The 10,992-nt window shown below is 37.7% G+C and carries 9 protein-coding genes; 1 reads left to right on the top strand and 8 read right to left on the bottom strand.

Annotated features, from left to right (window positions below; all coding sequences use genetic code 11):
- Window positions 1-94: 94 nt before the first annotated feature.
- From opp4C to ACFSFW_RS13480, 5 genes are all read right to left on the bottom strand, one after another.
- On the bottom strand, window positions 95-1,003 hold the full coding sequence (opp4C, locus tag ACFSFW_RS13500) for an oligopeptide ABC transporter permease (protein ID WP_388039042.1): 909 nt from the start codon (window positions 1,001-1,003) through the stop codon (window positions 95-97).
- 13 nt (window positions 1,004-1,016) lie between these two features.
- Entirely contained in the window at window positions 1,017-1,982 is a 966-nt protein-coding gene (opp4B, locus tag ACFSFW_RS13495) for an oligopeptide ABC transporter permease (protein ID WP_388039040.1), read from the bottom strand.
- Between the two features lie 76 nt (window positions 1,983-2,058).
- On the bottom strand, window positions 2,059-3,780 hold the full coding sequence (gene opp4A, locus ACFSFW_RS13490) for an oligopeptide ABC transporter substrate-binding protein (protein ID WP_388039038.1): 1,722 nt from the start codon (window positions 3,778-3,780) through the stop codon (window positions 2,059-2,061).
- A gap of 66 nt (window positions 3,781-3,846) precedes the next feature.
- Window positions 3,847-4,842, bottom strand: coding sequence for an ABC transporter ATP-binding protein (locus tag ACFSFW_RS13485; protein WP_388039036.1), 996 nt, complete (start codon window positions 4,840-4,842; stop codon window positions 3,847-3,849).
- A gap of 3 nt (window positions 4,843-4,845) precedes the next feature.
- Complete coding sequence (locus tag ACFSFW_RS13480) at window positions 4,846-5,859, bottom strand: ABC transporter ATP-binding protein (RefSeq protein ID WP_388039034.1); 1,014 nt, start codon at window positions 5,857-5,859, stop codon at window positions 4,846-4,848.
- A gap of 300 nt (window positions 5,860-6,159) precedes the next feature.
- Here ACFSFW_RS13480 and ACFSFW_RS13475 point away from each other — a divergent pair, with 300 nt between their 5' ends.
- Window positions 6,160-7,083 (top strand): nuclease-related domain-containing protein, encoded by a 924-nt coding sequence (locus ACFSFW_RS13475; RefSeq protein ID WP_388039032.1) that lies wholly within the window; start codon window positions 6,160-6,162, stop codon window positions 7,081-7,083.
- A gap of 744 nt (window positions 7,084-7,827) precedes the next feature.
- Here ACFSFW_RS13475 and ACFSFW_RS13470 read toward each other — a convergent pair.
- The 3 genes from ACFSFW_RS13470 to ACFSFW_RS13460 form a co-directional block, all read right to left on the bottom strand.
- Window positions 7,828-8,466, bottom strand: a complete 639-nt coding sequence (locus tag ACFSFW_RS13470; protein ID WP_304213126.1) for a DUF2268 domain-containing putative Zn-dependent protease — start codon at window positions 8,464-8,466, stop codon at window positions 7,828-7,830.
- Window positions 8,467-8,690: 224 nt separating this feature from the next.
- Complete coding sequence (fabF, locus tag ACFSFW_RS13465) at window positions 8,691-9,929, bottom strand: beta-ketoacyl-ACP synthase II (protein WP_099354220.1); 1,239 nt, start codon at window positions 9,927-9,929, stop codon at window positions 8,691-8,693.
- Between the two features lie 78 nt (window positions 9,930-10,007).
- The gene (locus tag ACFSFW_RS13460; protein ID WP_304213130.1) at window positions 10,008-10,940 is read right to left on the bottom strand and encodes a beta-ketoacyl-ACP synthase III; all 933 of its coding nucleotides are present in this window, start codon (window positions 10,938-10,940) and stop codon (window positions 10,008-10,010) included.
- Window positions 10,941-10,992: the final 52 nt, after the last annotated feature.

Below are 10,992 nucleotides of genomic sequence, written 5' to 3'. Positions count from 1 at the left end.
TCCGCCACTACGGCGTGTTCGGGACTTTCACCCGTTAGTCCGATGCGCTGCCAAGCGCACAAAAAAGATCCATCACATTTTGTGATAGATCTAGCTAACGATTTGATTTAGGATTTAACGCATCCTTCAAACCTTCACCTATAAAATTAATCGATAAAATCGTTAATGTTATTGCCAACGCAGGCGGAATCCATATCCATGTTTTATTTTGAAGTACATCTGGCTGGTTAGCTACTGAAAGCATATTCCCCCAACTCGGAACATCTTGCGGGATACCGAAACCTAAAAAGCTTAGTCCTGTTTCAGCAACAATCATACCAGCGAATAAAAGAGTTGCTTGAACGATAATAGTTGAAAAAACGTTCGGTAATAAATGCTTTACAATAATTTTCGCCGAAGAACAACCAATCGATTGCGCTGCTAAAATATATTCATTCTCTTTTTCAGCAAGAACCTTACTTCTAACGATACGAGCAACGCCACCCCAACTTAGTAGACTAATTACACCAATAAGGACCCAAACCCCTGATACTTTTCCAATTAAAATGGTATTGATAACAATAACAAATACGATAAATGGGAAATTCAGTACAAAATCTGTAAAGCGCATTAACATATTGTCGATTTTCCCACCAAAATATCCTGCTACTGATCCAATAAATGTACCAAAGGAAACAATTAAAATCGTACAAGCAATCCCAACTGTTAAGGAAATTCGTCCACCGTATAAAAGACGTGTAAATACATCACGTCCTGCATTGTCCGTACCAAGCCAATGTTCGCCAGATGGAGATACGTTCATCTTTCCGATATCAACCTTTGTTACATCTGCCGTTGTTATATATGGAGCTAAAAAAGAAATAATTGCAACAAAGATTAAAAAGATTAAACTCACCATCGCAAGCTTGTTCTTTACAAATTTTTTCCGAGCAATGGCCCATGGAGATAGACTTTTACGAGGCTTTATGTTTGCTTGTAAGCTAGTATTTGTTGCTGTTTCCATAAAACCATTCCTCCTAATCTAAACGAATTCGCGGATCTACGATACCATACAAGATATCTGCGATTAAATTCCCTACAAGTGTTAGAGTAGATAAAAGCATAGTTAAAGACATTAAAACTGTATAATCACGTTGACTTACAGAGTTTAAAAATAGACTTCCTATACCAGGATAGGTAAATATCGTTTCAGTAATAATCGCTCCACCAATTAACGCAGCTAAATCAAAGCCAAAAAATGTTACAAGGGGAATGATTGAATTACGTAGAATGTGTTTGTTATAGATGGTAGATTCCTTTGTACCTTTTGCACGAGCCGTTCTTACAAAGTCCTTACGACTGTTTTCAATTACATCGTTTCGTAAAAATTGAGTATAAGATGCTGTACTAAAAGCACCAAGTACAAGAGCAGGTAAAAGAACATGATGTAAACGACTCATATAATATTCAAATGTTCCTTCCATTAATCCAACCTCTGAAGACCCACCTGATGGAAACCATCCTAATTGGAATGAGAAAACATAGATTGCTACAATTGCGGCAACAAATGAAGGAATCGCTAAAGCAAAATAGTTCCCTCCACTAATTACATGGTCACCCACTGTATAGGGTTTTCTTCCGGAATACATACCCATGAAGAATGCTAAAATATACGTAATGATGAGTGCAGCCACACCTAAAAGAAGGGTATTTGGAAGACGTTCTGCAATTACATCGATAACGGGCATTTTATAGCGTGAAGATGTACCAAATTCTCCTTGTACGAAATCTGATATCCAACGAAAATACTGAATATGAATAGGGTCGTTATAGCCAAGTTTTTCCCTCATTTCCTCAATATATTGAGGATCCGTGTTTGTTGGATCAATTTCTCCGCTTAGTGAGTCCCCTGGCATAAGCTTCGCCAAAGTAAACACAACGATGGAGATAAGGAGCAAAACTGGAATCATACCGAGTATTCTACGAAGAGCAAACTTTAACATGGTCGATTCTCCTTATCTAGTATTACTTAAAAGATAGTATCAGTGGACGAAACGCCCACTGATACAACTACAAATATTATTTACCGTCAGTTACATACCACTTATGGAAATCACTTAATCCAGGTGCAGAAACATGTACACCTTGAACACGTTTGTTCATGCCCCATAGGTCATAATATTCTACGATTGGAATAATAGGTAATTGTTCGTTCCATAATTGTTGCCATTCAACATAAAGCTCTTTACGTTTTTCTTGGTCAGCACCAACGATTGAAACATCAAGTGCATCTTCTAGCAATTGGTCGTTCTTATCATCTGTCCAACGAGTGAAGTTCCAAATTGCATCTCTTCCCCATAATCCAGATGGATCTGGATCAGTACCAGTTCCCCAAGTACCGAAGTGAACTTCCATATCTTTATCGTCTTTTTCTAACATATCGTAATAAAGAGTACCGTCAATTAAAGCACCTTTTGCAAATTCTGTTTTAATTCCAACTTCATTCCATGCTTGAACAATATACTTCGCACGTGGTTCGAATGTTGGGTTACTTCCTGCATAGTGAGCAAATTGAATAGAGAATTGTTCTCCATTAGGATCTTCTCTAAAGCCGTCACCGTCAACATCTTTGTAACCAGCTTCATCTAATAATGTTTTTGCTTTTTCTTGGTCATACTCATAATGAGTTAAGTCTTCTTTGTCTGCTGCAATCCAGTGTGCACTTGGTACTGGAGTGTCCACTACTTCACCTAAACCATTAAAGAATCCTTTAATCCATTCTTCACGGTTAAGCGCATGTACTAATGCTTGACGTAATTGTAAGTTTTGGAACTTTTCATTATCCATTACGTTTTCTTCTTTATCTGCATCCCAGTGACCGAATTTAAATCCGATGTAAGAATAAGAAAGGCCTAAAACTTTTTCTAAACTAACATTGTCTAATGCTGCAACTTGCTCATAGTTTGAAGGGTGTACTGACATTACATCTACCTCTCCAGATTGAAGTACACCTGAAGTTAATGCTGCGTCAATAACTTTTACAACTACAGTGTCAAGGTTTGGTTTGCCTTGGTAATAATCATCAAAGCGTTCCATTTCTACTGATTCACCTTGAACAATGTTCTTCACTTTGAAAGGTCCAAGTCCTACTGGATTTTGACGCACTTGTGGTGATGAAGCCATGTCTTTAACTGCTACACCTTCAAAATGCTTCGCAGGCATTGCATATGTCCATAGGTTTTCTAAATTGTTAACACGTGCTTTATCAAAAGTAATTTCAATATTGTAATCATCAATTACTTTAATACCGGAAATACTCTCTGCTTTTCCATCGTGGAATTCAGTAGCACCAACGATGTCCTTTACGTTTACATAACGTGGACCTGTATATTCAGGGTGTGCAATTGTTTCTAAGGCAAATACCCAGTCATTAACAGTAAGTTCTTCACCGTTATGCCATTTTACACCTTCTTTGAAAGTGAAAGTATAGTGTTGGTTATCTTCTGTTTCCCAGCTTGCAATTCCTGGGATGTAATTTAAGTTGTCGTCAGTTTGAATTAATGATTCATTGAAGAATTGAAGAATTTCTGAATCTGTTGCTTCTTCATAAAATGCCCATTCTAATAAACCTTGGAATTCTGAACCTAACGCATACGTTACTTTACCACCTTGTTGTGGTTCAGTTGCTTTTTGTGCAGATTCTTTTTCCTCGCCGGATTTAGAATCATTACCTCCACATGCTGCTAAAAATAATGACATTACTAGCAACAGGGAAATCACAGATAATAGTGATTTTTTCATTTTTGTTACCCCCGTTTTGTGTTTGTTTTTCATGTAAGTATGAACTAGAATTTTTCATTTATCACCCTACTCGTTGTATAGGTGACACGCTACTCTATGTCCTGGTTTCACCTCCTTTAAAGCTGGTTTTACTGCCCGACATTCATCCGTTGCAAACGCACAACGCGGATGGAATGGACAACCAGTTGGAGGATTTGCTGGGCTAGGAACATCACCTTCTAAGATGATGCGCTCTTTCTTTCTTCTAGGGTCTGGATAAGGAATCGCTGAGATTAGAGCTTTTGTATACGGATGCAAAGGTTCTGCATATAATCCATTTTTATCTGAAATTTCCACGATTCCGCCTAAGTACATAACCCCGATTCGATCACTCATATGTTTTACAACACTTAAATCATGAGCGATAAATAAGAATGTTAAATCAAATTCTTCTTGAAGTTCCTTCAATAAGTTTAATACTTGTGATTGAACAGAAACGTCTAATGCTGACACTGGCTCATCCGCAATAATTAATTTTGGTCGTAAAGCTAGTGCTCGGGCAATTCCGATACGTTGTCTTTGTCCACCTGAGAACTCATGCGGATATTTATAATACGCATCCTCCGGAAGACCCACCTTTTTTAATAGTTCGATAATTTCAGGTTTTAATTCCTTAGAAGATTTCTTGTAATAGTTCTTTATTGGTTCTGCTACAACATCCCCTACCATTTGCTTTGGATTTAAAGAAGCATATGGATCTTGGAACACCATCTGGAAATCTTGGCGAATCTTTCTTAATGTTGTTCCAGATAGATTCGTTATATCCTTTCCATCAAAAATGATTTTTCCATCTGTTGGTTTGGTTAAACGCAATATTGTACGACCTGTTGTCGATTTTCCACAACCCGATTCACCAACAAGCCCTAATGTTTCACCCTTAAGTATCTCAAAAGAAACGTCATCCACTGCTTTTACATTTCCAACAGTTCTCTTAAAAAATCCACCTTTAATAGGGTAGTAGGTTTTGAGATTTTGAACCTCGAGTAAAACTTCATCTTTTCTTTCTTTCGTTGCCTGGCTCATTTATTATTTCACCTCTTCAAGTGGATAACTTGTTTTGTAAAGAAGACAAGATACCTCATGGCCGCTCTCTACTTCTGCCAACTCAGGTGTAATTCGTTTGCATTCGTCTGTAGCCACTGGACAGCGTTCGGCAAAACGACAACCAACCTTTGGCATGTTCTTCAGTGAAGGAACTATTCCTTCAATTGAACCTAATGTTTCTTCCTCTTCTTCCATTTTAGGAATGGAATCTAATAGCATTTTTGTATACGGATGCTTCGGATTATAGAACAGCGTGTCGACATCAGTTCGTTCCACAATCTTCCCAGCGTACATTACGATTACCTCATCACACATTTCCGCAACAACACCTAGGTCATGTGTAATTAAAATTACGGACATATCATTTTTTTCTTGAATCTCTTTTAATAGATCCAGAATTTGTGCTTGGACCGTAACATCCAATGCTGTTGTCGGCTCATCCGCAATCAATAATTTTGGTTGACATGCAATCGCCATGGCAATCATAACCCGTTGACGCATTCCACCCGATAACTGGTGTGGATACTCGTCCACAATTTTTTCCGGCCTTGATATTCCAACACTCTGTAATAGACTGATGCATCTTTCACGTGCATCCTGCTTTGTAATATCAAAATGGTTGAGCAAAACTTCTGATAATTGAAAGCCTATTGTAAAAACAGGATTTAACGCTGTCATTGGTTCCTGAAAAATCATCGAAACATCTTTCCCACGAATCTTATTCATTTCAGATTCTGATAGATTCTCAATATTATTTCCTTGGAAAACAACTTCTCCGTCTGTAATTTCTCCGACCCCTACAGGTAGTAGTTTCATAACAGACATTGACATAACGCTTTTACCGCAACCTGATTCTCCAACAATTCCGACAATTTGGCGCGATTTAACACTAAAAGAAACACCATCGACAGCATGATAGATTTCTCCATCTATGTTAAAGCCTGTTTTTAATCCCTTTACTTCTAGCAAAGGTGCTTCCGTTTTTGTCTGTTGCATAAAAACACCCCAGATTCTTCATGATTAGTCAAAATTATTATGTAAATAGAATTTTATTACTATAATATTATAATTGCAAGACAATTTTTTAAACTCTGAGTCAAAATCGTTTAAAGTGTTGCAAAATAAGGTTTTGTATTAATTTTTCTATTAACTCAAATTATTTTAATATATTATAAAAATATATTATATTAGAATTTTCTAATTACATGTATATACAACTCGAGTATAATTAGCAATTGAAACCATAGAAATTAAGATTTAAAATTAACTCGAATCTCATATTAAGGAAGTGTTGCTTTGATTATTAAAAAACGAACTATTCCACTAGAATTGCTGCTCCTAAAATTGATCCGAGCTCGAATGAATGTACTCGAGAAAACGGAAAATCAAATCATTACACTCGAAAAAGGGTATAAAGGAGAAAAAATGTTTGACCAGAGACTAGAAAAACTTTCCCTAGATTGCCTCATCATTAATGACCTCCTACTCGAAACCGCCAATACCCATTACCAAATCGATTCATTCCTTATCACTCCACCTAAAATTCACATTTTTGAAGTTAAAAATTTTGAAGGAGATTATCTGATCGAAGGCAACCGCATGCGACTAATCTCTGGTAAGGAGATAAAAAATCCCCTCATTCAACTATCGCGAAGTGAATCTCTCTTTCGGCAATTGCTCCAACAACATGGCTTTAACCTTAAAGTAGAAGTTCACCTCGTTTTTATTAATCCGGAATTTTACCTCTACGGAGCTTCTCCCGACCTACCGATTATTTTTCCATCACAACTTGAACGGTTTATGAACCAATTAAATTCACAGTCTTCAAAATTAGGAGGGAAACATCATACGCTTGCGAAGAAACTAATGGGCTTACATGTAAAAGATTCCCCATTTACATTGCTCCCAGAATATAGTTTTGTTAGGTTGGCGAAGGGGATTTTGTGTGTGGGGTGTGGTGAATTGGAGATGTTTGATTCAGGTCAATCTACAACAATAACATGTAAAAAATGTGGGTTTGTAGAAGATAAAGAAGCTGCTATCTTGCGAAGTATAGAGGAGTTCAGTTTACTTTTTCCAGAAATGAAGATTACCTCGGGGATTATTTTCGAATGGTGTAAGATTATAAGATCGAAGGCTGTCATTCAAAGAGCACTTGCAAAATTCTATCGATCTTGTTCATCTAAAAAAGGGACATACTATATTAAAAAAGATGAATAGGGCAATATGATAAAAATAAGATAAGAGCTTTCCCTGTTACTTTAAAAAAGGGGACTCTTATCTTTTTTATTTGGTGGGGATTATTATTTGTATGGTACGATTTCCAGTTTAAATCAAGGGTGCTCTGTGACTTTTTCCTGTTTTATCCAAAAGTTACGACTTACACACTACTTATGTGTTGATTTTTTCCTGTTTTATCCAAAAGTCCTGTCTTATACGCTATTTATGCTATTGCCTTTTCCTGTTTTATCCAGAAGTCAGGTCATATTCGCTACTTATGCTTTGACCTTTTCCTGTTTTATCCAGAAGTCAGGTCATACTCGCTACTTATGCTTTGACCTTTTCCTGTTTTATCCAGAAGTCAGGTCATACTCGCTACTTATGCTTTGACCTTTTCCTGTTTTATCCAAAAGTTACGTCTTATACTCTACTTATGCTTTGACCTTTTCCTGTTTTATCCAAAAATTACGTCTTATACGCTACATATGCTTTGGCATTTTCCTGTTTTATCCAAAACCCTTGTCTTATACCCTGTTTATGCTTTGACCTTTTCCTGCTTTATCCAGAACCTACGTCTTATACGCTATTTATGCTTTGACCTTTTCCTGTTATATCCAAAACCCTTGTCTTATACGCTACTTATGCTATGGCCTTTCCCTGTTTTATCCAAAAGTGAGATCATATCCACTACTTCCGCTAAGACTTTTTCCTATTTAAATTTATGGAGAAACCCCAACCCCCCCATCAAAGATACTCCTTCACAAACTCCTTCGAGTCCACACCCAAGATTGCGTTCGTTTGAAGTTTGTTCGCTTCCAAATATTGCTTAACTACGTAATAGCCTGCACAATAACCGGCCATCTTGGGGCTGAATCCTTTTCCGTATAAGAGATCGTTGTGTTTTCGTTCGATTCTATTTACAGATTGGTTCGGAATTATTAGTTGTTTGACTAGTTTTTCAAGCTGTACATCGGAATAGTATTTCGTCCATCCCGCTACATTTTCTGCACCGCAATGCTCACGAACTGCGTTTTCTGCAATGCCCTCTAAGATCACCGTATCCAAAAAAGTTAAGTCAGCTTCCTTCTTTTTATATTTTTTCAGACGACACACATGATTGTATTCATGTGTGAGGACTGCTTTGATTTCGTCATGTGAATTATGCGGAGAGAAAAATAGAAATAATTTGTCCTTAAAGGCAAGCCCTGATTTGCCATTATAATCTTTTTTGATTCTGGAATTTGTTTCGTCTGCCGGAAAAATAAAAATAGGGACCTGTGGACCGTTCCATTTTTTTTGCAAGCCACTATATTCTTTTTCTACTTTTCCCCATACGTTTTTAGGAAGGCTTTCAAGTATGTTTTCAGAAACTGATCTGTACATTCCGTGCATTCTTAAATACTGATAAATCTCACGTTCAGATGCCTGATTTGAAAAATACCTTGTTAGTTTTTCACATAGCTTAACTGGATTTTCATGTGAATCTTTCAGCCATTGGTCTGTGCGTATTACCCCACGTCACCACTTCCTTTCTTCACCTCTTTATCGTATTCGATTTTCATAAAAAAAGAGCCAGACCATTTGGCCTGACTCCTTGGATTTAGATGTTATTGATATTTCTTAAATAGAATGGTTGCGTTGTGTCCACCAAAACCAAGTGAGTTGCTTAGTGCAACATTTACTTCTTGTTGTCTTGCTTTGTTCGGTACATAGTCTAAGTCGCAATCTGGGTCTGGTGTTTCATAGTTAATCGTTGGTGGAATGATTCCTTCTTTAATTGCAAGTACTGAGAAGATTGCTTCCACACCACCAGCTGCACCAAGCAAGTGACCTGTCATCGATTTTGTAGAGCTGATCGCAACTTTATAAGCATGTTCACCGAGTACTTCTTTGATTGCGGCAGTTTCAAACTTATCATTATAATCTGTGCTAGTTCCATGAGCGTTGATATAATCCACATCACTTGGATTTAGTCCTGCATCTGCAATGGCTTGACGCATTGCGCGAGCTCCACCTTCACCGCCTGGTGCTGGGGCTGTTATATGATAAGCATCTCCTGTTGCACCGTAGCCAACGATTTCTGCATAAATATTGGCTCCGCGTGCTAAAGCATGTTCAAGTTCTTCAAGGACTAGAACTCCAGCACCCTCACCCATTACGAATCCGTCACGGTTTTTATCAAATGGACGGCTTGCTGTTTTTGGATCTGGGTTTAATGATACGGCTCTTGCTGACACGAAACCAGCAAATGACATACTGGTTAATGGTGCTTCTGTTCCGCCAGTAACCATGACGTCAGCATCTCCACGTTGGATTACCTTAAACGCATCACCGATTGAGTTCGTACCAGTCGCACATGCTGTAACTGTACATGTGTTAATTCCTTTTGCTCCGATTGCGATGGATACTTGGCCAGCCGCCATGTCTGGAATCATCATTGGTACATAGAATGGACTTACACGACGATAACCTTTTTCTAAGAAAATCTTATGTTGTTCCTCATGAGTTTCCATTCCGCCAATACCTGAACCAAGCCATACTCCAACGCGCTCTGCATTATCTTCATTGATAGTTAAATTTGCATCTTTAACTGCCATGAATGAAGCAGCTATGGCATATTGTGTGAAGCGGTCCATACGACGTGCTTCTTTTTTATCCATATAATTTTCCGGATTAAAATCCTTTAATTCCGCTGCTACCTTTGCTGGTAATCCTTCAATTTGTACTCTTGTTAATGGACCGATACCTGAGACACCGTTTTTCGCGTTTTCCCACGTCGTTTTCACATCGTTACCTAACGGCGAAACCGTGCCTAATCCTGTTACTACTACACGCTTCTTTTCCATAATCTTTCTCCTTCCAGCCTATTTCAACATTTCTATCAATAATTACGACAAATGATGTTCTTTTATGTTAGTGCTTCTTTAGCGACCCCATCTAATACAGATGGCACCCCAAGTTAGTCCTCCACCAAATCCTACCATAACAATTACGTCATCATCCTTAATTTTTCCTGCTTCAATATCTTCAACAATTGAAATTGGAATGGATGCTGCTGATGTATTTCCGTATTTATTTACTGTTTTAGACATTTTTTCAACTGGTAGTTCAAGTCTTTCTCTTGAAGCTTCCATGATTCGAATGTTTGCTTGGTGTGGGATTAAATAATCAACATCTTCACGCGTTAATCCTGCTTTTTCTATTACATTTACACTTGATTCGCCCATTTGTCTTACTGCAAATTTGAAGACTTCGCGCCCATTCATAATGATGTGTTCATCTTGGTAAAGATGTTTTGCACCAGTTCCGTCTGCTCCTAATTCAAAAGAAAGGATTCCTCTTCCTTCAGAAACTTCACCAAGAACAACTGAACCTGCTCCATCTCCAAATAATACGGCTGTATTTCTGTCGCTCCAGTCCACAATTTTAGAAAGTTTTTCAACACCTACTACTAATACGTGCTTATAATCCCCATTTTCAATAAACTGTTTACCTGTAATGATTCCGTACATAAAACCAGCACATGCTGCACTAATATCCATTGCCGCTGCATTTTTTGCACCAAGACGTTCTTGGATCATACATGCAACTGACGGAAATGGATTGTCCGGCGTTACTGTAGCTACAATAATCAGGTCTAATGCTTCTGCGCTTATACCTGAATCTTCTAAAGCTCTACGCGCTGCTTCATACGCCATATCAGAAGTATTTGTATCATCATCGGCAATTCTACGTTCTTCTATTCCTGTTCTTGTACGAATCCATTCATCTGATGTATCTAAGATTTTTTCGAGATCTTTGTTTGTTACCACTCTTTCCGGTACAAATCGATTGATTCCAATTATTCCTACACCCATACAAACATCTCCCTTTTTATGAGAAAAACATAATTTTTATCAAAAAAGCTTT

This window comes from Ferdinandcohnia salidurans, assembly GCF_042680725.1.
GTDB lineage: Bacteria > Bacillota > Bacilli > Bacillales > Bacillaceae_L > Ferdinandcohnia > Ferdinandcohnia salidurans.
Note: the sequence above shows the minus strand (reverse complement) of the source record. Positions and strands in the feature narration are given on the sequence as shown.